Origin of the sequence: Citrobacter braakii, assembly GCF_002075345.1 — a bacterium.
In the GTDB taxonomy this organism is placed as follows: Bacteria; Pseudomonadota; Gammaproteobacteria; order Enterobacterales; family Enterobacteriaceae; genus Citrobacter; species Citrobacter braakii.
In genome coordinates, this window is record NZ_NAEW01000005.1 from 249,678 (window position 1) to 276,585 (window position 26,908).

General features: G+C 53.0%; 21 protein-coding genes. 10 read left to right on the plus strand and 11 right to left on the minus strand.

Features of this window, described 5'->3' with window-relative positions:
- Window positions 1-190 precede the first annotated feature (190 nt).
- A complete protein-coding gene (locus tag BZK42_RS13310) occupies window positions 191-1,684 on the plus strand; it encodes a M16 family metallopeptidase (protein ID WP_047358202.1) in 1,494 nt (497 codons plus the stop codon).
- 64 nt (window positions 1,685-1,748) lie between these two features.
- On the opposite strand, the gene kdgK is transcribed toward BZK42_RS13310, so the two are convergent.
- On the minus strand, window positions 1,749-2,678 hold the full coding sequence (gene kdgK, locus BZK42_RS13315; protein WP_080859298.1) for a 2-dehydro-3-deoxygluconokinase: 930 nt from the start codon (window positions 2,676-2,678) through the stop codon (window positions 1,749-1,751).
- Between the two features lie 230 nt (window positions 2,679-2,908).
- Here kdgK and pdeH point away from each other — a divergent pair, with 230 nt between their 5' ends.
- Together pdeH and BZK42_RS13330 are read left to right on the plus strand one after the other, a co-directional pair.
- Window positions 2,909-3,676, plus strand: a complete 768-nt coding sequence (gene pdeH, locus BZK42_RS13325) for a cyclic-guanylate-specific phosphodiesterase (RefSeq protein WP_047415877.1) — start codon at window positions 2,909-2,911, stop codon at window positions 3,674-3,676.
- 76 nt (window positions 3,677-3,752) lie between these two features.
- The gene (locus tag BZK42_RS13330; RefSeq protein ID WP_080859299.1) at window positions 3,753-5,813 is read left to right on the plus strand and encodes an AsmA family protein; all 2,061 of its coding nucleotides are present in this window, start codon (window positions 3,753-3,755) and stop codon (window positions 5,811-5,813) included.
- 93 nt (window positions 5,814-5,906) lie between these two features.
- Here BZK42_RS13330 and BZK42_RS13335 read toward each other — a convergent pair whose 3' ends face one another.
- The 3 genes from BZK42_RS13335 to BZK42_RS13345 form a co-directional block, all read right to left on the minus strand.
- On the minus strand, window positions 5,907-7,229 hold the full coding sequence (locus BZK42_RS13335) for an MFS transporter (protein ID WP_003023312.1): 1,323 nt from the start codon (window positions 7,227-7,229) through the stop codon (window positions 5,907-5,909).
- Between the two features lie 294 nt (window positions 7,230-7,523).
- Complete coding sequence (gene yhjD, locus BZK42_RS13340) at window positions 7,524-8,552, minus strand: inner membrane protein YhjD (protein ID WP_080859300.1); 1,029 nt, start codon at window positions 8,550-8,552, stop codon at window positions 7,524-7,526.
- 47 nt (window positions 8,553-8,599) lie between these two features.
- A complete protein-coding gene (locus BZK42_RS13345; protein WP_046274485.1) occupies window positions 8,600-9,499 on the minus strand; it encodes a LysR family transcriptional regulator in 900 nt (299 codons plus the stop codon).
- A gap of 119 nt (window positions 9,500-9,618) precedes the next feature.
- Between BZK42_RS13345 and BZK42_RS13350 the strand changes: the two genes are divergently transcribed.
- Window positions 9,619-10,377: an SDR family NAD(P)-dependent oxidoreductase gene (locus tag BZK42_RS13350; RefSeq protein WP_080859301.1), complete on the plus strand. Its 759-nt coding sequence runs from the start codon at window positions 9,619-9,621 to the stop codon at window positions 10,375-10,377.
- Between the two features lie 548 nt (window positions 10,378-10,925).
- The gene (locus tag BZK42_RS13355) at window positions 10,926-11,528 is read left to right on the plus strand and encodes a helix-turn-helix transcriptional regulator (RefSeq protein WP_080859302.1); all 603 of its coding nucleotides are present in this window, start codon (window positions 10,926-10,928) and stop codon (window positions 11,526-11,528) included.
- Window positions 11,529-11,546: 18 nt separating this feature from the next.
- On the opposite strand, the gene BZK42_RS13360 is transcribed toward BZK42_RS13355, so the two are convergent.
- Both BZK42_RS13360 and BZK42_RS13365 read right to left on the minus strand, forming a co-directional pair.
- The gene (locus BZK42_RS13360) at window positions 11,547-11,897 is read right to left on the minus strand and encodes a glycoside hydrolase family protein (RefSeq protein WP_019078091.1); all 351 of its coding nucleotides are present in this window, start codon (window positions 11,895-11,897) and stop codon (window positions 11,547-11,549) included.
- Between the two features lie 71 nt (window positions 11,898-11,968).
- Window positions 11,969-12,523, minus strand: coding sequence for a GNAT family N-acetyltransferase (locus BZK42_RS13365; RefSeq protein ID WP_080859303.1), 555 nt, complete (start codon window positions 12,521-12,523; stop codon window positions 11,969-11,971).
- Between the two features lie 167 nt (window positions 12,524-12,690).
- On the opposite strand from BZK42_RS13365, the gene BZK42_RS13370 reads away from it, so the two are divergent.
- The gene (locus BZK42_RS13370) at window positions 12,691-14,280 is read left to right on the plus strand and encodes an STY4199 family HEPN domain-containing protein (protein WP_049271809.1); all 1,590 of its coding nucleotides are present in this window, start codon (window positions 12,691-12,693) and stop codon (window positions 14,278-14,280) included.
- A 27-nt stretch (window positions 14,281-14,307) separates the two neighbouring features.
- Here BZK42_RS13370 and BZK42_RS13375 read toward each other — a convergent pair whose 3' ends face one another.
- The gene (locus BZK42_RS13375; protein WP_047501376.1) at window positions 14,308-15,957 is read right to left on the minus strand and encodes an alpha,alpha-trehalase; all 1,650 of its coding nucleotides are present in this window, start codon (window positions 15,955-15,957) and stop codon (window positions 14,308-14,310) included.
- Between the two features lie 425 nt (window positions 15,958-16,382).
- Between BZK42_RS13375 and BZK42_RS13380 the strand changes: the two genes are divergently transcribed.
- The gene (locus tag BZK42_RS13380) at window positions 16,383-17,777 is read left to right on the plus strand and encodes a cytochrome-c peroxidase (protein WP_016157700.1); all 1,395 of its coding nucleotides are present in this window, start codon (window positions 16,383-16,385) and stop codon (window positions 17,775-17,777) included.
- Between the two features lie 41 nt (window positions 17,778-17,818).
- Here BZK42_RS13380 and gorA read toward each other — a convergent pair whose 3' ends face one another.
- The gene (gorA, locus tag BZK42_RS13385; RefSeq protein WP_046274489.1) at window positions 17,819-19,171 is read right to left on the minus strand and encodes a glutathione-disulfide reductase; all 1,353 of its coding nucleotides are present in this window, start codon (window positions 19,169-19,171) and stop codon (window positions 17,819-17,821) included.
- A 104-nt stretch (window positions 19,172-19,275) separates the two neighbouring features.
- The gene (locus BZK42_RS13390) at window positions 19,276-20,118 is read right to left on the minus strand and encodes a 23S rRNA (adenine(2030)-N(6))-methyltransferase RlmJ (RefSeq protein WP_016154881.1); all 843 of its coding nucleotides are present in this window, start codon (window positions 20,116-20,118) and stop codon (window positions 19,276-19,278) included.
- A gap of 214 nt (window positions 20,119-20,332) precedes the next feature.
- On the opposite strand from BZK42_RS13390, the gene prlC reads away from it, so the two are divergent.
- Both prlC and rsmJ read left to right on the plus strand, forming a co-directional pair.
- A complete protein-coding gene (gene prlC, locus BZK42_RS13395; protein ID WP_095715586.1) occupies window positions 20,333-22,375 on the plus strand; it encodes an oligopeptidase A in 2,043 nt (680 codons plus the stop codon).
- 8 nt (window positions 22,376-22,383) lie between these two features.
- Complete coding sequence (gene rsmJ, locus BZK42_RS13400) at window positions 22,384-23,133, plus strand: 16S rRNA (guanine(1516)-N(2))-methyltransferase RsmJ (RefSeq protein ID WP_047358192.1); 750 nt, start codon at window positions 22,384-22,386, stop codon at window positions 23,131-23,133.
- 44 nt (window positions 23,134-23,177) lie between these two features.
- On the opposite strand, the gene BZK42_RS13405 is transcribed toward rsmJ, so the two are convergent.
- Complete coding sequence (locus tag BZK42_RS13405) at window positions 23,178-24,377, minus strand: NAD(P)/FAD-dependent oxidoreductase (protein ID WP_080859305.1); 1,200 nt, start codon at window positions 24,375-24,377, stop codon at window positions 23,178-23,180.
- A 232-nt stretch (window positions 24,378-24,609) separates the two neighbouring features.
- Here BZK42_RS13405 and BZK42_RS13410 point away from each other — a divergent pair, with 232 nt between their 5' ends.
- A complete protein-coding gene (locus BZK42_RS13410) occupies window positions 24,610-25,113 on the plus strand; it encodes an RrF2 family transcriptional regulator (protein ID WP_016154877.1) in 504 nt (167 codons plus the stop codon).
- 199 nt (window positions 25,114-25,312) lie between these two features.
- On the opposite strand, the gene dtpB is transcribed toward BZK42_RS13410, so the two are convergent.
- Window positions 25,313-26,785 (minus strand): dipeptide/tripeptide permease DtpB, encoded by a 1,473-nt coding sequence (gene dtpB / locus BZK42_RS13415; RefSeq protein ID WP_019078104.1) that lies wholly within the window; start codon window positions 26,783-26,785, stop codon window positions 25,313-25,315.
- Between the last annotated feature and the right edge of the window lie 123 nt (window positions 26,786-26,908).

Sequence of the window (26,908 nt, forward strand, 5' to 3'; positions counted from 1 at the left end):
ACTGCGGGCGTTTGCGCATAATTAACCCCTGTGCCTGAAACCGCCGATTCGGCGGCGTCGGGATTTTTTCACTTCCTCCGTGACATTTTTATGTTCTTGCGGTCTAACACGAAGTGTTTTTAACGTCATATTCAGAGAGCCCTCTCGCGGGCTGTCTTTTTATTTCCAGGATAGTTGATCAGGGGTTCACATGCAGGGCACAAAAATTCGACTTTTAGCGGGCGGCTTGCTGATGATGGCCACTGCCGGCTATGTGCAGGCAGATGCGCTCCAGCCTGACCCGGCGTGGCAACAGGGCACGCTGGCAAATGGTTTACAGTGGCAAGTCTTAGCCACTCCCCAGCGCCCCAGCGACCGTATTGAGGTTCGCCTGCTGGTCAATACCGGTTCACTCACCGAAAGTACACAACAGAGTGGTTTCAGCCATGCGATCCCGCGTATCGCGCTGACGCAAAGCGGTGGCCTCGATGCTACGCAAGCCCGTTCTCTGTGGCAGCAGGGGTTCGATCCCAGTCGTCCCATGCCGCCCGTTATCGTTTCCTATGATTCCACGCTGTATAACCTCAGTCTGCCTAACAGCCGCAACGATCTGCTGAAAGAGTCACTTTCTTATCTGGCGAATATTTCCGGTAATCTGAGCATCACCCCTGAATCGGTCAATCATGCGCTGAGTAGCGAAGATATGGTTGCAACCTGGCCGTCAGATACCAAAGAGGGATGGTGGCGCTATCGTCTGAAGGGATCGACGCTGCTGGGTCACGATCCTGCCGATCCGCTGAAAACGCCTGTTGATGCGACGAAAATCCAGTCCTTCTACCAGAAATGGTATACCCCGGATGCGATGACGCTGATTATCGTCGGTAACGTAGATGCGCGCAGCGTGGCTGATCAAATCAATAAAACCTTCGGCGAATTAAAAGGTAAACGCGAAACGCCTGCGCCCGTACCCACGCTCTCTCCGCTGCGTGCAGAGGCCGTAAGCATAATGACCGATGCGGTACGTCAGGATCGCCTGTCTATTATGTGGGATACGCCGTGGCAGCCGATCCGTGAATCTGCCGCGCTGTTACGTTACTGGCGCGCTGATTTAGCCCGTGAAGCGTTGTTCTGGCACATTCAGCAGGAGCTCACCAAAAACAATGCCAAAGACATTGGCCTTGGCTTTGACTGTCGGGTGCTGTTCCTGCGCGCGCAATGTGCCATTAACGTTGAATCACCGAACGGTAAGCTGAACGCGAACCTCAGCACGGTTGCGCGTGAGCTGGCCAAAGTGCGCGATAAGGGGCTGCCGGAAGAAGAGTTTAATGCGCTGGTGGCGCAAAAGAATCTGGAACTGCAGAAGCTGTTTGCCACCTATGGTCGCACCGATACCGATATTTTGATCAGCCAGCGTTTGCGCTCGCTGCAAAACCAGGTCGTGGATATTGCGCCTGAACAGTATCAGCGTTTACGTCAGAGCTTCCTGAACAACCTGAGTGTTGAGATGCTGAATCAGGACCTGCGTCAGCAACTGTCACAAGATATGGCGTTAATTCTGTTGCAGCCGAAGGGTGAACCTGAATTCAATATGAAGGATCTGCAGGCGACGTGGGATAGCATTATGGCGCCGGTTACCGCCGCGGCAACGTCGGTAGAAACGGATGAATCACATTCTGAAGTGACGGACATCCCGCCGGTGCAATAAGGGAATCGTGATCTGCAGGCCGGACGCGACGTTAACGTCTAATCCGGCCTGCCAGAACGCCAGATTATTGCGGCATGGCGTCGCGAGGAATAATCGCCCCACGATGCTGAATAACGGTGCTTGCCGTCAGGTGCCCACGTTTTGCGGCATCAGCGGCATCGCCACCGGTCAGACGTACCGCCAGATACCCGGCGCTGAAGGAGTCTCCCGCAGCGGTCGTATCGATAACCTTCTCTTTCGGCAGTTTTACGGCCGGAACGTCGATGAGTTCTTCGCCTGCGATGGAAACCAGGCAAGAGTCTGCACCGCGTTTCACAACCACTTCCTGTACGCCAGCCGCGTGAGTATGGGCAATCACCTCGGCAACCGGTTTTTCACCCCACAGCGCGTCTTCATCATCCAGCGTCAGGAACGCGATATCGGTGCATTCCAGCATCTGCTGATACACCTGCTGGGTCTCTTCTTTACTGCTCCACAGACGTGGGCGGTAGTTATTGTCAAAAATGACCTTTCCACCGTTGGCACGGCATTCTTGCAGCAGCGACAGCAGCTTGTCACGACTTGCCGGGCTTAAAATAGCCAGGCTGATTCCGCTCAGATACAGATAGTCAAATGTCGCCAGTTCTTCGCAAATAGCGGCGGACTGTTCGCTCTCAAGCCAGAATTTTGCGGCGGCTTCATTACGCCAGTAATAGAAGGTGCGCTCGCCGGTGCTATCGGTTTCAATGTAATAGAGGCCCGGCAGGCGGTTTTCCATGCGTTGGGTTAATGAGGTATCCACATTTTCGCTCTGCCAGGATTCCAGCATTTGTTGGCTAAAACTGTCGGTACCCAGCGCAGTCACATAGTGTACGGAAAGTGCCGCAGCATCGACCTGACGGGCGATATAAACGGATGTATTCAACGTGTCGCCACCGAATCCGCGCTGAACGTCAGCGCCTTTCTGTGACAGCTCAATCATGCATTCGCCAATCACGGCAATCTTTCTGGACATAGTCGTAACCTGCTCTGAAAAAAATTAGCGTTAGTGTGCGCTGTGGGTGTTAAGTGGTCAACTATATTAAAACATCGTTCCATTATTTTTTTGAGCCAGCACGTGTTCTGTGTCGTTTTTTGCCGCTTAGTTTCTATTTTGCGTAGGGCTGAACGTAAAGTTCTTCGCCTGAGCGCCGATAACCTTTGACGAGTCCGGTCAGTCACACTCTTATTTACAGGACATCTCAGATGATAAAGCAGGTTACCCAGCAGCTAATTACGCTCGATGCGAGTATTGAAAACTTGCAGGAGAGACGCTATTGGCTGCAGTGCGAGCGTGCTTACACCTACCAGCCGATTTATCAGACCAACGGACGGCTGATGGCCGTTGAACTGCTGACCGTCGTGAGCCATCCTGAAAACCCCTCCCAACGTATCGCGCCGGACCGCTATTTCGCCGAAGTGGCCGTACGACATCGTGTAGATGTGGTGAAAGAGCAGCTTGTACAGCTTGAACAAAAAGGGGCGTTTTTCAAAGCCAACGATCTGCTGGCATCCGTGAATGTCGACGGGCCAACGCTGATTGCAATGCGCCAGGATCCCGAAATCCTGAAAATCATCGAATGTCTGCCGTGGCTGCGCTTTGAACTGGTGGAGCATATCCGCTTGCCGAAGGGATCGTCGTTCGCCTCAATGTGCGAGTTTGGCCCGCTCTGGCTGGATGATTTTGGTACCGGAATGGCAAACTTCTCGGCTCTGAGTGAAGTGAGTTACGACTATATCAAAGTGGCGCGGGATCTATTTGTCATGCTGCGCCAGACGCCGGAGGGCCGCAATCTCTTTACGCTGCTGTTACAGCTGATGAACCGCTATTGCCGCGGTGTGATTGTCGAAGGCGTTGAAACGCTGGAAGAGTGGCGTGATGTGCAAAACTCACCGGCTTTCGCTGCGCAAGGCTATTTTCTCTCTCGTCCAGTGCCTCTGGATACCCTTGAAGACGTAATTCTGTCGCTTTGATAAGGATGTAGAGCGCCTCCTTTCCTCTGCTGGACTATCTTTAGGACAGGCAAGGAAGAAAGTAAGGAGGTTAAACATGACGAGAACAGGCAAAATAACCACTTCAGTAATAGGGGTTTTCTTGTTGTTGATCGTCGTACTCATCATCGTGATTGCGACATTTGACTGGAACCGGCTCAAACCGACCATCAACCAGAAAGTCTCTACAGAACTCAACCGGCCCTTCGCCATACGGGGTGACCTGGGCGTGGTTTGGGAACGCCAAAAACAGGAAACCGGCTGGCGTAGCTGGGTTCCGTGGCCGCATGTTCATGCTGAGGATATCATCCTCGGCAACCCGCCGGACATTCCTGACGTCACCATGGTGCATCTCCCGCGCGTTGAAGCCACGCTCGCCCCACTGGCATTGCTGACAAAAACCGTCTGGCTCCCGTGGATCAAGCTGGTCAAACCCGATGCACGGCTTATCCGCCTGTCGGAGAAAAACAATAACTGGACCTTTAACCTGGCAGGGGATGAAAACCGCGATCCCAAAGCGCCGCCATCAGCCTGGTCTTTCCGGCTGGATAACATTCTGTTCGACCAAGGGCGCATCGCCATTAACGATAAGGTGACGAAGTCAGAGATTGAGATCCTGGTCGATCCGCTGGGTAAGCCGTTGCCCTTTAGCGAAGTGACTGGCGCAAAAAGTAAAGAGAGCAACGCCCACATTGAGGACTACGTGTTTGGTCTGAAAGCGCAAGGCCGATATAACGGGGAACCGCTAAGTGGTAGCGGGAAAATAGGCGGAATGCTGGCGCTGCGCGGTGAAGGAACTCCTTTCCCGATTCAGGCTGATTTCCGTTCGGGTAATACGCGTGTGGCGTTTATGGGTACGATAAACGATCCGATGAATATGGGCGGGGCGGATCTGCGGCTTAAATTCTCGGGAGATTCGCTAGGGGATTTGTACGATTTGACCGGCGTGCTGCTCCCGGATACGCCGCCGTTTGAAACCGACGGACATCTGATCGCGAAAATTGACCCGGAAAAATCCTCTGTTTTTGATTACCGCGATTTTAATGGCCGAATTGGCGACAGCGATATTCACGGAACGCTAGCCTATACCACCGGCAAGCCGCGCCCAATGCTGAAAGGGGATGTTGAGTCACGCCAACTGAGGTTGGCTGATTTGGGGCCGCTGATCGGTGTGGATTCAGGCAAAGGGGCGGAGCGGGCCAAACAATCTGAACAGCGCAAAGGTGAGAAGAGCGTCCAGCCCGCGGATAAGGTCTTGCCGTATGACCGTTTTGAAACCGACAAATGGAACGTGATGGACGCTGACGTACGTTTCAAAGGACGGCGTATTGAGCACGGCAGCAGTCTGCCGATCAGCGATCTCTCCACCCATATCATCCTGAAAAATGCCGACCTTCGCCTGCAGCCGCTGAAATTTGGCCTCGCGGGAGGCAGCATTGTCTCCAGCATCCATCTGGAAGGGGATAAAAAGCCGATGCGGGGGCAGGCGGACATCCAGGCTCGCCGCCTGAAGTTAAAAGCGCTGATGCCGGATGTGGAGCTGATGCAGAAAACGCTCGGTGAAATGAACGGTGACGCCAGGTTTAGCGGGAGCGGAAACTCGGTAGCGGCGCTGCTTGGTAACAGCAATGGCAACCTGAAGCTGCTGATGAACGACGGTTTGATCAGCCGGAATCTGATGGAAATTGTTGGCTTGAATCTGGGCAACTATCTTGTTGGACAGATATTTGGTGATGACGAGGTGCGGGTGAACTGCGCGGCGGCGAATCTGGATATTGTTAACGGCGTAGCCCGCCCGCAGATTTTTGCCTTCGACACGGAAAACGCGGTCATTAATGTCACTGGTACGGCGAGTTTTGCGTCGGAGCAACTGGATTTAACCATCGATCCGGAGAGCAAAGGCATTCGTATTATTACCCTACGTTCGCCGCTGTATGTTCGCGGCACCTTTAAGAATCCGCAGGCCGGTGTGAAGGCCGGGCCGCTGATTGCGCGCGGTGCGGTTGCTGCCGCGCTGGCAACGTTAGTGACGCCCGCGGCGGCCTTGCTGGCGCTGATTTCACCTTCTGAAGGAGACGCTAATCAATGCCGGACCATTTTGTCGCAAATGAAGAAGTGATTTTTGCCGTTGTCGGATGGCGCTAACGCTTCGCTTCTGCGGCCTACATTTCATGCTCAACGTAGGCCGCAGACGGTGGTTACAGCCAAAAAATCACAATGACTGATGGCGGGTTTCGTGGGTTAACAGCAGCGCAATCAGCGTTAACGCCGCCATTGATGCCAGATACGTACCGACCGCCGCCAGGCCGTAATTCGCCTGCAGCCATGCGGCAATGTAAGGGGCAACGGAAGCACCAAGAATCGACGAAACGTTGTACGAGAACGACGCCCCCGTGTAGCGCACTTCGGTCGGGAACAGCTCCGGCAGTAGCGCGCCCATCGGACCAAATGTCAAACCCATCAGGCTCAAACCAAGCAACAGGAAGGCGAACACCAGCACCGGATTGCCAGAGCCGAGCAGCGGTTTAAAGGCAAACAGCGCAAACAGAATAATAAGCGTGGTGATGATGAGCATGCTCTTGCGACGACCAAACGCATCGGCCAGCAGGCCCGCCACCGGCACCATGACGCCAAAGCCAATAACCGCCATCATCAGCATCCACAACACTTCATTACGCGGCAGGCCAAGCCCTACAGGCGCCGCGGCGGTGCTGAACGTCATGGAATAGACGGTCATGATATAGAACAGCGTATAGGTCGCCAGCATGATGAACGTGCCGAGGATCGTCACGCGGACATGTTTTGTCAGCAGGGTACCCAGCGGGATTTTCACCTGTTTTTTCGCCGCAGCCACTTTGGCAAAGACCGGGGATTCATGCAGCGAAACGCGAACGTACAGACCGATAATCACCAGCACCGCAGAGAAGATGAACGGTACGCGCCAGCCCCAGCTCATAAACTGCTCGTCGGTCAGCAGCCAGGAGAGCAGCAGGAAAGTGCCGTTGGCGAAGAAGAAGCCGATAGGTGCGCCCAACTGCGGGAATGATCCGTACAGCGCGCGTTTACGCGGCGGTGCGTTTTCCGTCGCCAGTAACGCCGCGCCGCCCCATTCACCGCCCAGTCCTAAACCCTGACCAAAACGCGCCAGCGCCAGCAGCAGCGGGGCGAAAATACCGATAGTTTCATAGCCCGGCAGCAGGCCAATGACAACCGTCGAGATCCCCATAGTGAGCAGTGAGGCAACCAGCGTGACTTTACGCCCTACGCGATCGCCAAAATGCCCGAACACAGCAGAACCGATAGGCCGTGCCACAAAGGCGATAGCAAAGGTGGCGAGGGACTGCAGCGTTGCCGCGGTCGGATCCCCCTGCGGGAAGAAGATATGGGGGAACACGATCACCGCGGCGGTGGCGTAGATATAGAAGTCGAAGAACTCAATGGCAGTGCCAATGAGTGAGGCGACGACGACTTTATTGCGCGAGTTGACCGGGGTGTGTTCCTGTTCGTTGTCGAGCGTTGTGGCTGTTGCTTGCATAATATTTTCTTATTTTTGGTCGAACGAAAGGTCATATTACGCACAGCAAAAGAGACATTTCAATCTGTAACAAACCTTGCGATTGGTCAAAAACAGAGCAAAAAGGGGATAATTTTTAGGCTGGAGATTTCACTTCCATGAAATGCTTCACATAATTTAAAACTTGGATGATAAAACTGGTTTTTGGTTAAACAAAAGTTACGGGCTGGATTTTAATTCTGATAATGCGCAGAATTTCGACGTAAGCATTGGGTTGGCCGGATAAGCGCAGCGTTATCCGGCAGTTAACAAAGATTAGCGGTGGGTTTTCCCCGGCATACGCGGGTCGTCTTTGTACTCCGCTGTGGCAATCCAGGCAGCGCAAAACAGAGTCAGACGCGCGAAGAAGTAGAAGAACGCCATCAGTCCAAGTACGGAACCAAACGCCGCGCCTGACGGCGATTGCACCAGTGATGGCAGCGTGTACGTCATGATCATTTTGATGACTTCAAACCCCAGTGCCGCGATAAACGTGCCGCGAATGAGCGCTTTTTTGCGCGGTCGGTGACGCGGTAGCCGCCAGAAAATCCAGAAGAACAGCAAGTAGTTGGCGAAAATAGAGATGGTCAGGCCGATTAGCCGCCAGGCGGGCTTCAGCCATTCGATGCCGTCGAGATACAGCGCAGAGATAATCATCTGCTGGGCGGAACCGGCGATGGAGGTAATGGACAGCGTAACAATCAGCGCAATCAGTAAGCCAATCAATGAGACAAAATCACGCAGATATTTGACCCAAATTTTTTCCTGATCCTGTGGGGTCCGCTCCCAGACATCCCGCGACTGGGCACGAATAGCTTCGCGCAGGTTTCCCATCCAGTTAATTCCGGAATAGAGCGCGATGGCAAGACCCACCAGACCGACGGTGGTGCGTTGTTGAACGGCGGTATTGATGGTGTTTTTCAGCGTGGAGGCGAGCGTCGGATCGCTGACGTTGAGCAGGATTTTGCTGAAGATATCCTGCAACAGCGTAGGGTGCGAAGCGAGAATAAAACCCGCGGCGGCAAACGACACCATCAGGATAGGGATCATCGACAGAAACGAGAAGTAGGTAATGGCGGCGCCAAACTGATTTCCCATACGATCGTTAAATCTCTCCGCGGCGCGAATCAGATGGGCAATCATGGGCTGGCGTTGAATTTTATCGGCGAAGGTCAGGGCGGTTTTCAGCGCCTGGTTGGTCTTACCGTTGGTTTCTGTATTGTTACGCTCCAGGGTCTCAATTTTTGGGATTGGTGCGTGCTCAAGTTCCTGAATGGGGCGTTTAATCTCTTTTTCCTGCGTCATCAGGGCAGTAATCCTTGTTCTGTTCATTCTCAGGACAGTATAGCTTGTCAGTCCACATAGTCTTTCATCACGCCGGTCAGCCATTCCATAAACAGATGTACGCGGCGGGAGAGGTTACGGCGATGCGGATAGAGCAATGAAACCGGTAATGGTTCGGCGCGATATTGCGGCAATACTTCAATCAGCGTACCGGCGCGCAGGGCATCACGCACGCCCACGCGCGGTACCTGAATAATGCCCAGACCGGCAAGACATGCCGCATGATACGTTTCGGTACTGTTCACCGTCAGCATGCCGCCGGTTTTAACCCATTTAGCACCGTTGTCTGTCGCCACTTCAAAGCCTTGCGCACGTGTTCCCAAATTGACTGAGTAGTGCACCACCGCATGCGAGGCTAAATCCTCCAGGCTTTCCGGATAACCAAATCGGGCGAGGTATTGCGGGCTGGCGCAGTTAATCTGCGTGAGTTTTCCCAGCGGGCGCGCAATCAGCCCTGAATCTTTCAGCGTTCCCACGCGTACCACACAGTCGAAGCCTTCGCGGATCAAGTCCACCAGGCGGTCGCTGCTGCTAAGTTCGAGCTCAAGCCCCGGATACTGATGCAAGAAGGCCGGTAAGCGGGGCATCACCAGATTTCTCGCCACACCAACCGGCATATCGATGCGCAGCTTGCCGCTGATGCTGGCCGGGTCGTGATGGAATAGCCCATCCAGTTCATCGAGATTGCTCAACAAATCTTTCGCTCGTTCGTAATAGATCATGCCGTCTTGCGTCAGCTGAACGCGGCGGGTTGTGCGGTGCAACAACTGTGTGCCCAGGTGATTTTCCAGGGCCTGGATTTGACGCGATACGCTACCTTTAGGAAGTCCGAGGGTGTCTGCCGCGCGCGAAAAGCTCTCCAGTTCTGCGACGCGGATGAACAACTGCATTGCGTGAATTTTATCCATTCTCATGCCCTATTGTTGTTCTAAATGAAACAGTAATGCGCAGTTAGCGGTATTTATTGTTTTTCTACCACCTAATAAGCTTTGTCTCAATCTTCACAACACCTGAAATGAGGTTTCTTATGACGCAACGTATCGCATTGGTGACCGGCGGCGGCCGTGGACTCGGTAAAAACGCGGCGCTAAAGCTGGCGAGTAAAGGCATTGGTGTCATCCTGACGTGGAACAGCAATGAAAAAGAAGCGCAGCAAGTTGTGGATGAAATTCGCCAATCTGGCGGTAAAGCTGCAGCATTATCGTTGAACGTCGGAAATATTTCCACTTTCCCTCAGTTTGTCAAACAGGTGCAGGAAACCCTACAAACGCACTGGCAAAGCGACACCTTTGATTATTTATTGAACAATGCCGGAGTTGGCATTAACGCACCGTATCCGGCGTTCACTGAAGCGCAATTTGACCAGCTTTTGGACATCCATTTTAAAGGACCTTTTTTCCTGACACAGAACCTGCTGGCGCTGATCAACAACGGCGGACGCATTCTTAATGTCTCGACCGGATTGTCGCGCTTTGCGCTACCGGGTTACAGCGCTTACGCTGCCATGAAAGGGGCGATGGAGGTGTTAACCCGTTATCAGGCGAAAGAGTTGGGAGAGCGCGGCATTACGGCGAATATTATTGCGCCTGGGGCAATCGAGACGGATTTTAGCGGCGGAAACGTGCGGGATAATGCGCAATTGAATGCCTACATTGCATCGCAGACGGCGCTGGGGCGTGTTGGGTTACCGGATGATATTGGCGACGCCATTGCTGCGTTGCTCAGCGATGAGCTGGCCTGGATGACGGCACAGCGTATCGAAGTCTCTGGCGGGATGTTCCTGTAATCGACCGCCTCTTACTTAGCCTTTTGAGCAATCGAAAACCGGCGCGCCATCAGAAGTCAAAATATAACTGGTGGCGTTAGCCGGTATTATTTGGAATCTGATACTGCGATCAGCGGTGCTGAAAGAGAGGGGGGATAAACGTTCTGAAGAGTTCATTCTTCTTCGGGAGTGGATTTGTTGTATCAGAAACCATGATCACCTCCCCATTCTCATGCCCGAATGATCATTTAATGCGATATTTTGTTTTGTAACATATTTGTCTGTTATCGTGAGTTCCTTATTTTTAGCTAAGAATATAAACTTTCTATTATTAATATTAGCAATCCAGGGTTGAACATCAAATATTAAGGATTTTCTGAATATTTGACTCCGATTTTGATCCTTTGTGTGATTCTTTGGTTTCAGCTGTAACTATTTATAACGTCTGCTTCTTTCTTCTCCGTCTATCGGTAAAATGGCCTCCGCCAAATGGTGACTTCATATTTTGCCCCTCGGATAATACCCTTCCGCGTGTTAAGGCTAATATCTTATTCAGACGGAGATAAATAATGCAGTTAATAATGTTTGACAGGCAGTCAATATTTATTCATGGAATGAATGTAATTTTGCAAGAGCGTATTCCAGGAGTGAATGTTCAGGGTGTCAGTCAGGCAGATGATCTTTGGCGGACGCTGGAAGACAATCCTGATGCACTAGTAATGCTGGATGGAGATTTTGACGCTGAATTCTGCCGTAGCTTACTGCAACAGATAGCAGAGCGCTTTGCGAAGGTAAAAGTGCTGGTAACCGCAACGGACTGCCGTAAAAAATGGCTACAGGAAGTCACGCAATTAAACGTGCTGGCCATTATTCCGCGCGATTCTGATGCGGAAACCTTCACGCTGGCACTCAATAGCGTCGCGATAGGTATGATGTTTATCCCCAGAGATTGCATCACAGCGACCGAATGTGGCGGGCAAAATATCAGATTGCTCAGCGCGCGTCAGCGGGAGATTCTGACGATGCTGGCCGCCGGAGAATCTAATAAACAAATTGGTCGATTATTAAATATCAGCACAGGAACGGTAAAAGCCCATCTTGAATCGCTGTATCAGCGCCTGGAGGTAAAAAACCGTACGCAGGCGGCAATGATGCTAAACGACACCCTATAATGGGAAAATATTTCACAGTCAGACTGTTTCTGGCTGTGAAATAGCCCCCGGCCAGAATTCAGCAGTGCAAAACCGGCTAATCCCCACGCTGAGCATCCATGCAATTAACGCTTCCTGTTGAAACCGATCTTGTATTTGCGGCATTTCCTTATGGATGAATGCCTCGCAGATATTTATATCCGCGAGCAGCAATGTTTCGGCCTGCATCAGCATAATTGGGGCATCAAAGGATTCATCTGCGGTGATTTCGTGCCCGTAGCCAATGACCCAGATCCCCTTTTTGTCCTGATACTTTTCCAGCGACAGGCCCTGCCATTGCTTAATAAATGCGATACAGGCGGGCGTGAACTGCGTCGAATGTAGCGGCATAATAATCTCTGTACAAAGAGACCTATTTTAAGAAACACACCCCGTTACGCCAGCTGCCATCCAGCCAGTTTTTACAGCAAAACGCCTGATGGCTTGGGCGGCTGATATTCATGTTTTAGCAGGCCGAAAATCCAGTCATCATGCCAGGTTTGATGTAGCCAGTAGCTTTCTCGCAGCGTGCCTTCGAGAATGAACCCGACCTTTTCCAGTAGACGCCGTGAGGCATCGTTTCCTGCGGTGACGCAGGCCGTCAGTCGGCGTAGTCCTCCGGCGGTAAACGCATAATCGCAAACGGCATGCAGGGATTCAGCGCCATAACCTTTGCCCTGCGCCTCGGGAGTGAGCAGAAAGCCGACCTCGGCACATTCATTTTTATCCTGAATATATCCGGTTACCCCAAGCGGTACGCCCGATGCCTTATCGCACAGGATCAGGCACAGCCAGTGTGGACTGCCGGGAGACCATTCAGGCAAGCGGGAGTCAAAGACTGTCCGTATCTCCTCTTGGGTACGCGAGTCATCGACAAAGCGCATCACATCTGCGTTCTGCTGTAACGTTAAGAAAAACACCCAGTCGTCATGTGTGAGTGGGCGGCAGATCAAACGCGAGGTTTTCAGTACAGGCACAGGCTTATCTCCAGAATAATTTTCAATGATTGTGCGGAAGTCACTGTAAAACATATTTATTTGCTATATGAATGTGTTTTAGTCTGTGGTGGCACAGCGCTGCATTTAAAAAAGATAACTACACACCATTGTGAGGCCGCACTTTTTGGGTCCTTTTAGGGAAGATAATGACCAATAGCGCATTACAGGCGACATGTACACCCTTCGAACATTGTTTGGGGATAATCCGGCAGGCCTCGGTAGAAATTTTACTGATGCTTGGCGTGCGCGTCGCAGAGGGTAAAGATCCACGCTGGTTTCTCGAGCAGCTTGACCAGGCGCGATTGAATCTGGGAGGTTGGGGTGTTGTCGCCAGGCGGTTGCAGATGAATGACGCGCAATTGAGTCAGTTCACGTTGCGGCTACGCCATCTTCAGCAGAGCGTGCCGCAATATGAAAATGGCCAGGACGTCAGTGAAAACCAGCTGATTTCTGCGCTGCGCTTTGTCGCTTCTCTGGAACAGTTGCGCCAGCAACAGCCCCTCCTGAAGTATCCAACCGAGATTGAACGTGCAGAGCCGGATGCGCAGATGCGGGCGCAGCGTCAGCTTCGCGCAATAGAATTAACCCTCAAATCGCTGATTGCGCGGGTATGGCCGGATCAACATCCGCTCAACAGCTTCCTGAAACAGCACTTTGGCGGTGAACGTCTGCGTCGCTGGTTGAAGCTGGGGGAAAGTCGGGATGCGCTGGACGGCATGATGTTTAGCGAACTGGCGCTGATGGTTGTCGATAAGAAGTTATTCGTTCGGCATTTTAGCGAGATTTTTAACGATACCTCGGTGCTCATGTCGTTTGTTGAGCCACGTATCACGCTGAGGATGTTCCTGGATGACTGCCGCCTGGCCCGTAACTGCGTTATCGCGCAGCAGCCGCTAACCTCAGTACAACTGCTGTTGCTGGATTGCCAGTACCGACAGATTACTCACCCTGTGCAGCGGGCATTTGGAGAACGGCGTACGCGCATTAATCCTGCGTCGTATCTGGAGTCCGATGAGGCGATGGTTCGCCAGTTTTGGGAAAGCGCAAAGCAAAAAGACGAGCAGGCGGGGGGCGATAAACAGGAAATCGCAGACAGTATCGATCCGCCGGAGAAGCGGGCCAGGCGCACGGCGGAAGAACGTGAACAGCTGATTTCCGGCATGTTGTGGGTAGCGGTCGGCGTGATGGTGCTGGTGATTTCGCTGGGCGCGTTCTGGTTATTCACTTCGCCAGCGCCACAAGCGTCTTCCGGGCTATCCGTTGAAATCGTGCAGGAGGAGCCACGGCGTGATGCCCCTGGTGCGCGGGAGTCGGTGACCCGAATGGGCATCACCTGGGATGCCTTTAACATGCGCGCGGCTATCGAGCGCAACGACACCCGTGTGACGTCACTTTTCCTACAGGGCGGGATGGACTGGAAGCTGGCGTGGACGGAGCAGGCATTCTCGGCAGGCAATACCGAGGTGTTGAGGCTGCTGCTGCGTTACCCTTCGCAGATGAGTGAGAGTAAGCCATGTCGGCAGTTTATGACCACGGTCAGCCATGCGATGGCGAATGGGGCGTCACTCACATCGCTGCATAAAAGCTATCTGCAAAGTTTTTGCTCGGTGCCGGCGGTTGTCGCGCGTCAGCAGTATAACCTTGAACAGGCCGAGCTACGCGTTCGCGCGCAGCCAAGCCCAGAGAACAAGAAATGGCAAAAAATTCACGCCGAACTGTACGATGCGATTAACTGACGGTCTGATAATTCAGACTGTCAGCTGCTAGGGTTCGCCATACAGACCGATGAGTCGGCGCACCACGCCATTGGTCCAGCCAAAGCCGTCCTGTAACGGATATTCTCCGCCGCCGCCTTCGCGCGGCGCGGCGTCGGCGATGTGGTATTTTTCGATAAGCTTGTGGTGTTCCTGATAAAAGAGATTCACCGTTTTCAACCAGTTACGGGCGATTTCATCCCCGAGATGGTCGTCGCCGTAAAGTTTGAAACCCTGGATCGCCATCCACTGCAGCGGCGCCCAGCCGTTGGGTTTATCCCATTGCTCACCCGTTTCATGCTCTGTGGCTAAAATCCCTCCGGGGGTTAGCAGGCGACTGCGGACCGCATTGGCAAGTCGGTCGGCTTGTTCATGCGTTGCCATGCCGACATACAGCGGCACAATACTGGCGGCAGAGAACAGGGCCATTTGTTCGCGCCGCCAGTCGTAATCGCGATAGCAGCCGTTTTCATCGTCCCAGAGATAGCGATTCACCGCATCGCGGCGGTCATTGGCTTTCTGGCGAAACTGCGCTTCAGTGTCTTTGTCGCCTTTCAGTGCGGAAATATTGGCGATAGTGCTCTCCAGCTTGTAGAGGAACGCGTTCAGATCAATAGGGATGAACTGAGTGGTGCGTATGCTGGCAAGACGGCCTGCATCGCGTAGCCAGCGCGAGGAGTAATCCCAGCCGGAGGCCGCGCCCGCGCGCAAATCCCGATACACTTCATTGGGTGGGCGACCCGAATGCTTGGCGGTCTCGACGTCTTCAAGCCACGACTCATCGCGCGGCGTATCACGATCGTCCCAATAGCGGTTGAGCAGGGAGCCGTCCGACATTCTGATCACGTGACGGTAGGCTTGGTTGAGTACCAGGGAATCTGCGCCATCCATCCAGAACGCGTACTCCATTTTTAGATGATCAAGGTAACGACGCGCGCCGCGTACGCCATCCTCTTCAAACAGTTCGACCATCAGCGCAAAGACCGGCGGCTGCGAGCGACTCAGGTAGTAAGTACGGTTACCGTTCGGGATATGACCATAGTTTTCAATCATCCAGGCAAAGTTGTCCGCCATACATTTCAGCAGATCTTCGCGACCGCTCTCCGCCAGACCCAGCATGGTGAAGTAGGAATCCCAGTAGTAGGTTTCACTAAAACGTCCGCCGGGCACAATATATGACTGCGGTAACGCCAGCAGCGAGGACCAGGGAATGTGGTCCTGTGGTTCGCGCGTCAGCACCGGCCACAGTTGATCGATATGCTCTTTCAGCGAATTTTCCGGGTCAGAAACATATTCACTGGAGGGCGTTTCCGGGAGCCAGAAGTGGTTCTCGACGAAGCGTCGCAGATCAAAATCGCGGTGGCGTTTAACCTTGCGATAGCGGATCAAAATATCCAGCGGATCCATTTTCGGTGCACAGTCGGGGAAGGTTTTGCTATCGGCAAACAGTTTCGACGACTGAACGTGTTCGAACAGCTCGAGGTAACGATCGGCGGGAGTTAACGCATCTGAGGCGGGTAACCCTTCAATCATCTCTGGTTCAGGCTCCGCCTCAATCATTTCATCCAGCTTTAACTCGCACGGATCCATTTCATAAAGCAGATCGATGTCGATCGTCATTTCTTCAGAAGGGGCGTGGGGTAGTTTCTGGTTGAGCATAATGCGAAAGACCTCCGATGGACGTTGAAAGATTAAGGCTATTGCCCGCTCGTCAATTAAGCGTAGACATTCGCTTCGGTATCTGGTGAGTAAAGCGTGCGGTCGATCACATTTTAGTGCTGCGCAATATCCAAAAAATAAATCTATCCCAATGAAAATAATGAATAATTCCGAATTCTGCGCAACCTGAAGATATTCCATTTTCAGAACATTCGATTGCAACGAGGTGTGAACACAACCTGGTAACGTTTAACTCTATAATAGGCACAGGCTATTCTATCGATAGTTCTCCTCCATGTAATTGCTTGATACTTATCAAAATAGTAATCCCCTCATTTCCTATGATGGTCAGGTCTGACAAAGACTGTCTATTAATTATTCTAATTTTCTGGGTCACAATAACTCACAACGGTGAGGGTAAAATAATGAAAATCATTACCCGTCTTACCGTGATTGCCATAGCTGGCGTCGCGATTTGTTATTTTGGATTATCCGGTTATGTGTGGTATCACGATAATCAACGGAGTAAACAGGCTGATGTTCAGGCCTCTACGCTGGAAGAAAATAATAAAGTACTAGGGTTCTTACGTGAAAAAGGATGCGATTATTGTCACACTCCTTCGGCTGAATTACCTTTCTATTCTTCTTTTCCCGTCGCTAAGCAGTTGATGAATTACGATATTCAACTGGGATACAAATCATTCAATCTGGAGGCCGTTCGTGCGGCGCTGGTCGCGGATAAACCCGTTTCGCAAAGCGATCTGAATAAAATTGAGTGGGTGATGCAGTACGAGACCATGCCGCCGACGCGTTATACCGCACTGCACTGGGCTGGCAAGGTAAGCGATACGGAGCGAGCAGAGATCCTGGGCTGGATTGCGAAACAGCGTGAGCAGTACTACGCCAGTAACGATACTGCCACGCAGCATCGTAATGAACCTGTACAGCCGATACCGGAAAGCATCCCGACCGATGCCCGCAAAGTAGCGCTTGGTTTTACGCTTTACCATGACCCGCGTATTTCCGGCGACAGCACGATTTCTTGCGCGCACTGTCACGCCCTGAATGCGGGCGGCGTGGATGGCCGGAAAACGTCAATCGGTGTCGGCGGCGCGGTTGGCCCTATCAATGCGCCAACGGTATTTAACTCGGTCTTTAACGTTGAGCAATTCTGGGATGGCCGTGCGCCAACACTGCAGGCGCAGGCCGGTGGCCCACCGTTGAACCCTATCGAAATGGCGTCTAAATCCTGGGATGAAATTATCCAGAAACTGGACAAGGATCCGCAACTTAAGCAAGAGTTCATTGCCGTTTATCCGCAGGGATTCAGTGGGGATAATATTACCGATGCGATTGCTGAGTTTGAGAAAACGCTGATTACGCCAAATTCGCCGTTTGATAAATGGCTGCGTGGTGATGAAGCGGCCTTAACCGCTCAGCAAAAACATGGCTATCAGTTGTTTAAAGATAATAAGTGCGCGACCTGTCATGGCGGTATTATTTTAGGCGGACGTTCATTTGAGCCATTGGGTCTGAAAAAGGACTTTAATTTCGGCGAGGTCACTGCTGCAGATATTGGCCGCATGAACGTCACCAATGAATTACGTGACAAGCTGCGTCAGAAAGTCCCTGGATTGCGTAACGTTGCGCTGACTGCACCCTATTTCCATCGCGGTGATGTGCCTACGCTCGACGGTGCGGTAAAACTGATGCTGCGTTATCAGGTGGGTAAAGAACTGCCGCAGGAAGATATCGACGATATCGTAGCATTCCTCGAAAGCCTTAATGGGGTATATACACCGTATATGCAGGGTAAATAAGAGAAAACCGGATGGCAAAGTGCCATCCGGTTTTTTATTGATTAACGCATGGTCACGAACTCTTCAGATGCCGTTGGGTGAATGGCAACGGTGTTATCAAAGTCTTTCTTGGTTGCGCCCATTTTCAGAGCGACCGCGAAGCCTTGCAGCATTTCATCCATCCCAAAACCAATGCCGTGAATACCGACAATCTTCTCTTCCGGACCGACGCAAACCAGCTTCATGCGGCACGGCTGACGGTGAGTGGTGACAGCGGTATACATCGCGGTAAACGATGATTTATACACTTTCACCTGATCATCGCCGTGCTGTTCGCGAGCCTGCTGCTCGGTCAGGCCCACGGTACCAATAGGCGGATGGCTGAAGACCACGGTCGGGATGTTGCTGTAGTCCAGATGCTCGTCCGGCTTGTTGTTAAACAGACGCTCGGACAGACGACGGCCCGCGGCAACGGCAACCGGCGTCAGCTCAACGGCCCCGGTGTTATCGCCGACGGCATAAATACCCGGCACGCTGGTGTTCTGGAATTTATCAACGACGATGTACCCTTTTTCGTTGGTTTTCACGCCAGTAACCGCCAGGTTGAAGTTGTCGGTGGCAGGTTCACGACCGATCGCCCAAATCAGGCAATCTACCGTTTCGCTACGACCATCTTCCAGTTGCAGGGTCAGGCTACCATCAGCGTTTTTAACGACCGCTTTTGGAATCGCGTGAGTATGCAGAGTCGGGCCTTCGGCGTTCATCACCTCAACCAGCGTGTCGACGATCATTGGGTCGAAGCTGCGCAGCGGCGCGTGTTTACGCACGAACAGATGCGTTTGTGCGCCCAGACCGTTAATTACGCCCGCCAGTTCAACGGCGATGTAGCCTGCGCCAACAACGGCCACGCGTTTTGGCAGCGCGGGCAGCTCAAAGAAACCGTCGGAGTCGATACCGTATTCCACACCCGGAATGCTCGGATGGCTCGGGCGACCACCGGTAGCAATCAAAATATGATCGGCAGTAATGGTTTCACCGTTCACTTCAATGGTTTTGGCATCCACAAAGCGGGCAAAGCCTTTAATCACATCGACATTATTTTTGCCCAGCACGTTGTCGTACGAGGTATGAATGCGATCAATATAAGCGGTACGCGTGGCGATCAGTTTATCCCAATCGAACTTATTGATGGTGGTGTCGAAACCGTAATCCGGCCCGTACATGTGGATTGCTTCGCGGACCTGTGCGGCATGCCACATCACTTTTTTCGGTACGCAGCCAACGTTAACGCAGGTGCCGCCTAGCTCTTTGGCTTCAATCAGCGCGCATTTCTGGCCGTACATTGCTGCACGGTTAATGGAGGCAATACCGCCGCTGCCGCCGCCAATAGCGATGTAATCATAGTGCTTGGTCATGACCGCTCCTTCATGTTCATTGTAGGGCGGAGAAGCGTTACGCCATCCGCCAAAATATTCGCGATTGTATACCTGAAATTAAAAGGTTCCACCGATGACTGCGATTACTCCGGCACGATCCAGCTTACCGACGTATGACCGGTTCCTGCCGGAACCAGTTTGCTGTGCAACCACGGCAGGACACTGTTCATCTGCTGCTCCAGCTTCCACGGCGGGTTTATTACAATCATACCGGACGCCGTCATGCCGCGCTGATCGCTGTCCGGACGCACCGCCAGCTCAATTTGCAGAATTTTGCGGATACCGGTGTCTTCCAGGTCGTGGATCATGCGTTTGATTTGCTGGCGCAGAACTACCGGATACCACAGCGCATAGGTGCCGGTTGCGAAACGCTTATAGCCTTCGTTAATACCGGTCACCACCGCCTGGTAGTCGCTTTTGATTTCGTAGGGGGGATCGATAAGGATCAGCCCGCGACGGGAAACCGGCGGTAATTTTGCTTTTAGCTGCTGATAACCATCGGCTTTGGCCACGCGTGCGCGCTCATCTTTCTGGAATTCGCCGCGCAGCAAAGGAAAGTCGCTCGGGTGCAGTTCCGTTAATTGCAGGCTATCCTGTTCTCGCAGCAACTGGCGAGCAATTAATGGAGAGCCGGGGTAGTAGCGCAGTTGGCCGCTACGGTTGAAGTGCTTCACCACGCCAATGTAGGGTTCCAGTTCGGCAGGCAAATCGTCCTGCTGCCAGATACGGGCGATCCCTTCCAGATATTCACCGGTACGTTCGGCATGCTCACTGCTCAGCTGATAACGGCCTGCGCCAGCATGGGTATCCAGATAGAGAAACGGTTTTTCTTTCTCTTTAAGCGATTCGATGATCAGGCTCTGGACGGTGTGTTTAAGGACGTCGGCGTGGTTGCCAGCGTGATAACTGTGGCGATAACTCAGCATGGGTAAACGTGTTCCAGGTTATAAACGTAGGCCCGAAAACAGCGCAATATCGGGCGAAAATAAAGCGTATCACCACAGTATACAGAAAAGTCGTCACTGCCGCGAAAGCGCAACGCCTGGCATTGAAATCCTCTACACTTAACCCCATTGTACAAATTAATATGCACAGCGCCGGATACGCGCTTCATTCACTCTTTTCAACAGGACCGCGCTAATGACCAATCCATTGCTGACCCCCTTCGAACTGCCGCCATTTTCTAAAATTCAGCCTGAGCACGTCGTGCCTGCCGTGACTAAGGCGCTGAACGATTGCCGCGAAAACGTTGAGCGAGTGGTTGCGCAGGGCGCGCCGTACACCTGGGAAAATCTTTGCCAGCCTTTGGCGGAAGTTGACGATGTGCTGGGGCGTATTTTCTCTCCGGTTAGCCACCTGAACTCGGTGAAAAACAGCCCGGAATTGCGCGAAGCCTACGAACAAACGCTGCCGCTGCTGTCTGAATACAGCACTTGGGTTGGACAACATGAAGGTCTGTACAAAGCGTACCGCGACCTGCGTGACGGCGATCATTACGCCACCCTGAACACCGCACAGAAAAAAGCGGTCGATAACGCGCTGCGCGATTTCGAGCTTTCTGGTATTGGTCTGCCGAAGGAAAAACAGCTGCGCTATGGTGAGATTGCCACCCGCCTGTCTGAGCTGGGCAATCTCTACAGCAATAATGTCCTCGATGCCACGATGGGCTGGACTAAGCTGGTGACTGATGAAGCGGAACTCTCCGGCATGCCGGAAAGCGGGCTGACGGCTGCAAAAGCCCAGGCTGATGCTAAACAGCAGGAAGGCTACCTGTTAACGCTGGATATCCCAAGCTACCTGCCGGTGATGACCTACTGTGATAACCAGGGGCTGCGTGAGGAGATGTATCGCGCTTACTCCACTCGCGCGTCTGACCAGGGGCCAAACGCTGGTAAATGGGACAACAGCCCGATAATGGAAGAGATCCTCGCGCTGCGCCACGAGCTGGCACAGCTGCTGGGCTTTGAAAGCTACGCTTTTAAATCTCTGTCCACCAAAATGGCGGAAAACCCGCAGCAGGTACTCGACTTCCTGACGGACCTGGCGAAACGTGCCCGTCCTCAGGGCGAGAAAGAGTTGGCTCAACTGCGCGCCTTCGCGAAAGCAGAATTTGGTGTCGATGAACTGCAGCCGTGGGATATCGCTTACTACAGCGAGAAACAAAAACAGCACCTCTATAGCATCAGCGACGAGCAGCTGCGTCCATACTTCCCGGAAAACAAAGCCGTTAACGGCCTGTTTGAAGTGGTTAAACGTATTTACGGCATTACCGCTAAAGAGCGCACCGATGTTGACGTCTGGCACCCGGAAGTACGTTTCTTCGAACTGTATGACGAAAACAACGAACTGCGCGGCAGTTTCTATCTTGACCTGTATGCCCGTGAACATAAACGTGGCGGGGCGTGGATGGACGACTGCGTCGGCCAGATGCGTAAAGCCGACGGTACGCTGCAAAAGCCTGTTGCCTACCTGACCTGTAACTTTAACCGCCCGGTGAACGGTAAACCCGCGCTGTTTACCCACGATGAAGTGATCACCCTGTTCCACGAGTTCGGCCACGGTCTGCACCATATGCTGACCCGTATCGAAACCGCCGGTGTTTCAGGTATCAACGGCGTGCCGTGGGATGCGGTCGAACTGCCGAGCCAGTTTATGGAAAACTGGTGCTGGGAGCCCGAAGCGCTGGCATTTATCTCTGGTCACTTTGAGACCGGTGAGCCGCTGCCCAAGGAGTTGCTGGATAAAATGCTGGCGGCGAAAAATTACCAGGCGGCGCTGTTTATTCTGCGTCAACTGGAATTTGGCCTGTTTGATTTCCGTCTGCACGCGGAGTTTAACCCACAGCAAGGGGCGAAAATCCTCGAAACGCTGGCGGAAATTAAAAAGCAGGTCGCCGTGGTGCCGGGCCCAACGTGGGGCCGCTTCCCGCATGCCTTCAGCCACATTTTTGCTGGTGGCTATGCGGCGGGTTACTACAGCTACCTGTGGGCTGACGTGCTGGCGGCGGATGCATTCTCTCGCTTTGAAGATGAAGGGATTTTCAACCGTCAAACCGGACAATCGTTCCTCGATAACATTCTCACCCGTGGTGGTTCTGAAGAGCCGATGGAACTGTTCAAGCGCTTCCGTGGCCGTGAGCCGCAACTGGATGCAATGCTGGAGCATTACGGGATTAAAGGCTGATTATTCACGTGAAAATCTGCTTAGTAGATGAAACAGGCGCCGGAGACGGCGCCTTATCTGTTCTTGCCGCCCGCTGGAATCTTACGCACGATGAAGATAACCTGATGGCGCTGGTGATGACACCGGAACATCTGGAACTGCGCAAACGTGATGAGCCCAAACTCGGCGGTATCTTCGTGGATTTCGTTGGCGGTGCGATGGCCCATCGGCGCAAATTTGGCGGTGGTCGCGGCGAAGCGGTGGCGAAGGCGGTTGGCATTAAAGGCGATTACCTGCCGGATGTGGTTGATGCGACTGCAGGGCTGGGGCGCGATGCGTTTGTGCTGGCCTCAGTAGGCTGCCGTGTGCGAATGCTGGAACGTAACCCGGTCGTGGCGGCGCTGTTGGATGATGGCCTGGCGCGAGGGTATGCTGACCCGGAAATCGGTCCGTGGCTGCAGGAACGTTTACAACTGATCCACGCCTCAAGCCTGACGGCGTTAACCGATATCACCCCGCGTCCGCAGGTGGTGTACCTCGACCCGATGTTCCCGCATAAGCAGAAAAGCGCGCTGGTGAAAAAAGAGATGCGCGTGTTTCAGTCGTTGGTGGGGCCGGACCTGGATGCGGATGGGCTGCTGGAGCCTGCGCGTCAGCTAGCCACTAAACGTGTGGTAGTGAAGCGCCCGGATTACGCACCGCCGCTGGCGGATGTCGCCACGCCGAACGCGGTAGTCACGAAAGGGCATCGGTTTGATATTTACGCGGGGACCGCGTAGTTTGTAGGCCGGATAAGGCGTTAGCCGCTATCCGGCATTACTGCTTAAACAAACGGTGCGTATGGGTCAGCCATCTCAAATGCGACGGCTCTTTCCGCTTTCGGCGGGTAAATCAGTTCACTGACAATCGATACTTTCAGTTTCTTCGCTTCTGCGCGAGTGAGTTTGACCTGCTGATCCCATCCTTCGGTATACACCGCGCCCCACGCGCCGAGATCCAGACAGGTGACGTACATCTCCTGACGGTACGGTGAAGGTTCTACACCTAGCAGGCTTGCAGCGGCGTTATTACCGGCAAATTTACCCAATAAAATAGCGTGCTGGCAGGTCATTAACGCATGGTTGCCTTTGTCATCGGTGGCGGCGTAGGCCACATCGCCAGTGGCGTAGATATCATCATGACCCACGACCTGCAGATTGGCATTCACATGCAGGCGGCCCTGTCGATCGCGCGGGGCGTTAATCTGTGCTGTCAGGCTATTGGCCTGCACGCCGACGGTCCAGATAACTGTTTGAGAGGCAATAACCTGCCCATCTTTCAGCGTTACGCCGCCGGCATCCACGCTTTCTACTTCTGCATTTACCAACCATTCGATGCCCAGTTCAGCGGAGGCTTCGATTATCACGTCGCGTAATTCCTGGCTCCAGCGCCCGGCAGGCTGAGCACCGCGTTCAACTACGACCACTCTGGTCTTAGCATCGGCACCCAGAATCTCACGCAGACGACCAGGCAATTCCTGCGCCATCTCAATCCCGGTAAAGCCGCCGCCACAGATCACCACCGTATTGCGAGCCTCACTTTCCGGCTGTAATGCCAGGTCTGTAATGTGCTGCTCCAGTGCGGTGGCGCTCTCGAGCTGGTCGAGGTCAAACGCATGCTCGGCTGCACCGACAACGGCGTCGCGGTTAACGTGGCTCCCGCTGGCGAGTACCAGGCGGTCGTAGCGGCGCAGATGAATTTCACCGTTGGCATCTTTCCAGCTCACCTCTTTAGAGTCCGGGATGATCTGCTCGACGTGACCTTGCAGGAAGTTGACGCCGGTAACGTCAAACAAGGGTTGCAGCGGGGCGACCAGGGTTTGTACGGCGCGTTCATAAAAGCGTGGGCGGACACGCAGCTCTGGCTGTGGTGCAATTACTGTAATATCAATGGCCTGCTGATGTTTATCCGCCAGTCGTGCGGCGCTTAATGCTGCCCACATACCGGCAAAGCCGGCGCCCACGATCAGAATTCGTTTACGCATTGGGGGGTTCTCTCTGGTGACTACGAATAATTTACTCGGATTTTATTTGTCGGAGTTAAGAATTGCAATGCGATCAGGATCCTTTTTGTCCTGATGTCGTAGGGTGTTTGATTATCTATTTGATAAATATATGATTAAGGTTTTTATATAAATATGGGTTGTGCTGCTGTCTGGAATGAATGAGACGAAAAAGCTACAATTAACTCAGATTCATTTTGGCTGAGATAAGAGAATGGCATTTTACAGTTCCGGGGTTGAGTACGGCATTCATAGCCTGATGTGTATGGTCGACAGCAAGGGCGACGCGCGGGATATGAGCGTGCGGGAAATTGCCGAGCTGCAAAGCGTGCCGTACGACTACCTGGCGAAAATTTTCACCCGTTTGTCGAAAGCGGGCCTGGTGCGCAGCATTGAGGGAAAGGGCGGCGGTTTCCAGTTGGCTAAACCTGCTGAACACATTACGGTGCTGGACGTGGTGAATGCCATTGATGGCGATAAGCGCATCTTTGAGTGTCGTGAGATTCGCCAACGGCTGGCGGTATTTGAGGAGCATCCGCCGGAGTGGGCCTGTGAAGGCATTTGTGGTGTGCGCTCGGTAATGGATATGGCTCAGCAGCGAATGGAAGAAGCGCTCGGTCAGCATACGATTCTGGATTTGGCGCGCAAAATGTACCGCAAAGCGCCGGACACTTTTGTGGTCGAAGTTCAGGAGTGGATTAACGCTCGCAAAGGGTAGCGATTGAAAATGCCCGGTGCTCATCCTCGGTTAGAAGCGTTTTCCACTGGCGTGATAAAACTGAAGTCTTAATCAACGCAATATCGTTCATGGTCATGTCCATGCATGATGACCTGTTTGTATAAACTACGCTCTTACAATGCAGGACTTAAAAGGCAAAAAAAACCGCGATGTGACTCGCGGTTAATGATAAAAAAGCTTATTTACTGCTATCTGGCGTATTAATCATTCGGTTCAGCCAAGGCACCATAATCGCCATCACCACCGTGACAGCCAGGGTGACCAGGCCTATCTTACTGAAGACGTTGGTGTAGATAGGCAGCGTTTGCAGCGGGTCGGTGATGTTCTCCGGTACGGCAGTGAACGTGGCGACATACCCGCCCATCAGGAAGGCGGCGGCTTGCGTCAGGAACCACATCCCGAGAATAAAGCCCATCAGGTGCTGCGGCACGAGAGCGGCGACCATCGCCAGTCCCAGGGCACTAATCAGCAGTTCACCCAGGCTCTGGAACAGATATACCAGCACGATAAACCACGGCGACGTCAGCCCTTGCGCATCCGCAAACCACATCCCGGCAGCGGCTGCCGTCAGGAAGCCCAACGAGCACAGGAACATACCGAGCGTAAATTTCATCGGCATAGTCAGGTCTTTGCCTTTGTTTCCCAGACGGGTATAGATCGCGGCCAGTACCGGACTTGCCAGCACCACCCAGAACGGGTTCAGCGCCTGGAAGCTCACTGGGTTAATGGCGAAACCGAGAATTTCATGGTGCACGTTATTGATAGCAAAGAAGTTCAGCGATGTCGGCATCTGCGCGTACAGCACGTAGAACACAACCGCTTCCAGCATCAGGATGAAGGCCACGAACATCTTGTTGCGCCCGGTTTTATCCAGTTTGAATGCCTGACGGAAGAAGATGATAGTCACGGCAATCGACAGGACGATCAGCACCAGGTTGGCAATCTGCACGTTGTGCATCAGCCAGGCGCAGATAAATACCATCACTACCGTACCGGCCAGCACGTACAGTAGGTTACGGAAATTCAGCGGTTTATGGTCTGGCTCAGAACCGATATTTTTTACCATCCCACGGCAGGCAAAGTAGACCAGCAGCGCGACGATAAGCCCGGCCCCGCACAGGTTGTAGGTCACCGCGTAGCCAAACTTATCGGCAATCACCGGCGCCAGCGACAGCGACAGCAACGAACCGATGTTAATCGACATATAAAACAGGGTGAAAGCACCGTCCAGACGGGCGTCTTTTGGTGGATAGCATTTTGACAACAGGCTTGCCGGGTTGGCTTTAAACAGCCCGTTACCGACGGCAATGGTACCCAAAGCAATAAAGATCAGATCGGGCTTGAGCAGCGACATCCCGGTCATGAAGTAGCCGATTGCCAGCACAATGGCACCGAGAACCAGCGTGCGCTTGGTGCCTAACAGGTGGTCGCCGACGTAGCCGCCGATCGAGATCAGGCCGTAGACCAGCGCAGCAAAGGCACCAAAGGTGACAAATGCCTGTTCCTGTGAAAATCCTAGCTGCTTAACAAAGAATACCGCCAGGATGCCCTGAACGCCGTAATAGCCAAATCGTTCCCATAATTCTACAAAGAAGATCATGAAGAACGGACGAGGTTGCTGCAGCAAGCCCGTAGGTGCAGTTTTATTCATATTCCATCGCCTTTCAAAGCCATCCCGAAAAGTATGAACGCGTATGCTTAAACGCGCCGAAAAAGTCTTATTTTGTTATAGACTGCGGCTATTGGCCGCGAGAGTAGAGTATTATAGAGATGG

What these genes read in the sequence shown, in the direction of transcription:
- pdeH (WP_047415877.1), top strand. Translation starts at nt 2,909, where the DNA reads ATGATAAAGCAGGTTACCCAGCAGCTAATTACGCTCGATGCGAGTATT.
- BZK42_RS13370 (WP_049271809.1), top strand. Translation starts at nt 12,691, where the DNA reads ATGACCAATAGCGCATTACAGGCGACATGTACACCCTTCGAACATTGT.
- BZK42_RS13310 (WP_047358202.1), top strand. Translation starts at nt 191, where the DNA reads ATGCAGGGCACAAAAATTCGACTTTTAGCGGGCGGCTTGCTGATGATG.
- BZK42_RS13410 (WP_016154877.1), top strand. Translation starts at nt 24,610, where the DNA reads ATGGCATTTTACAGTTCCGGGGTTGAGTACGGCATTCATAGCCTGATG.
- BZK42_RS13355 (WP_080859302.1), top strand. Translation starts at nt 10,926, where the DNA reads ATGCAGTTAATAATGTTTGACAGGCAGTCAATATTTATTCATGGAATG.
- dtpB (WP_019078104.1), bottom strand. Translation starts at nt 26,785, where the DNA reads ATGAATAAAACTGCACCTACGGGCTTGCTGCAGCAACCTCGTCCGTTC.
- BZK42_RS13375 (WP_047501376.1), bottom strand. Translation starts at nt 15,957, where the DNA reads ATGCTCAACCAGAAACTACCCCACGCCCCTTCTGAAGAAATGACGATC.
- BZK42_RS13405 (WP_080859305.1), bottom strand. Translation starts at nt 24,377, where the DNA reads ATGCGTAAACGAATTCTGATCGTGGGCGCCGGCTTTGCCGGTATGTGG.
- yhjD (WP_080859300.1), bottom strand. Translation starts at nt 8,552, where the DNA reads ATGACGCAGGAAAAAGAGATTAAACGCCCCATTCAGGAACTTGAGCAC.
- BZK42_RS13330 (WP_080859299.1), top strand. Translation starts at nt 3,753, where the DNA reads ATGACGAGAACAGGCAAAATAACCACTTCAGTAATAGGGGTTTTCTTG.
- kdgK (WP_080859298.1), bottom strand. Translation starts at nt 2,678, where the DNA reads ATGTCCAGAAAGATTGCCGTGATTGGCGAATGCATGATTGAGCTGTCA.
- gorA (WP_046274489.1), bottom strand. Translation starts at nt 19,171, where the DNA reads ATGACCAAGCACTATGATTACATCGCTATTGGCGGCGGCAGCGGCGGT.
- BZK42_RS13350 (WP_080859301.1), top strand. Translation starts at nt 9,619, where the DNA reads ATGACGCAACGTATCGCATTGGTGACCGGCGGCGGCCGTGGACTCGGT.
- BZK42_RS13345 (WP_046274485.1), bottom strand. Translation starts at nt 9,499, where the DNA reads ATGGATAAAATTCACGCAATGCAGTTGTTCATCCGCGTCGCAGAACTG.
- prlC (WP_095715586.1), top strand. Translation starts at nt 20,333, where the DNA reads ATGACCAATCCATTGCTGACCCCCTTCGAACTGCCGCCATTTTCTAAA.
- BZK42_RS13335 (WP_003023312.1), bottom strand. Translation starts at nt 7,229, where the DNA reads ATGCAAGCAACAGCCACAACGCTCGACAACGAACAGGAACACACCCCG.
- BZK42_RS13360 (WP_019078091.1), bottom strand. Translation starts at nt 11,897, where the DNA reads ATGCCGCTACATTCGACGCAGTTCACGCCCGCCTGTATCGCATTTATT.
- BZK42_RS13390 (WP_016154881.1), bottom strand. Translation starts at nt 20,118, where the DNA reads ATGCTGAGTTATCGCCACAGTTATCACGCTGGCAACCACGCCGACGTC.
- BZK42_RS13380 (WP_016157700.1), top strand. Translation starts at nt 16,383, where the DNA reads ATGAAAATCATTACCCGTCTTACCGTGATTGCCATAGCTGGCGTCGCG.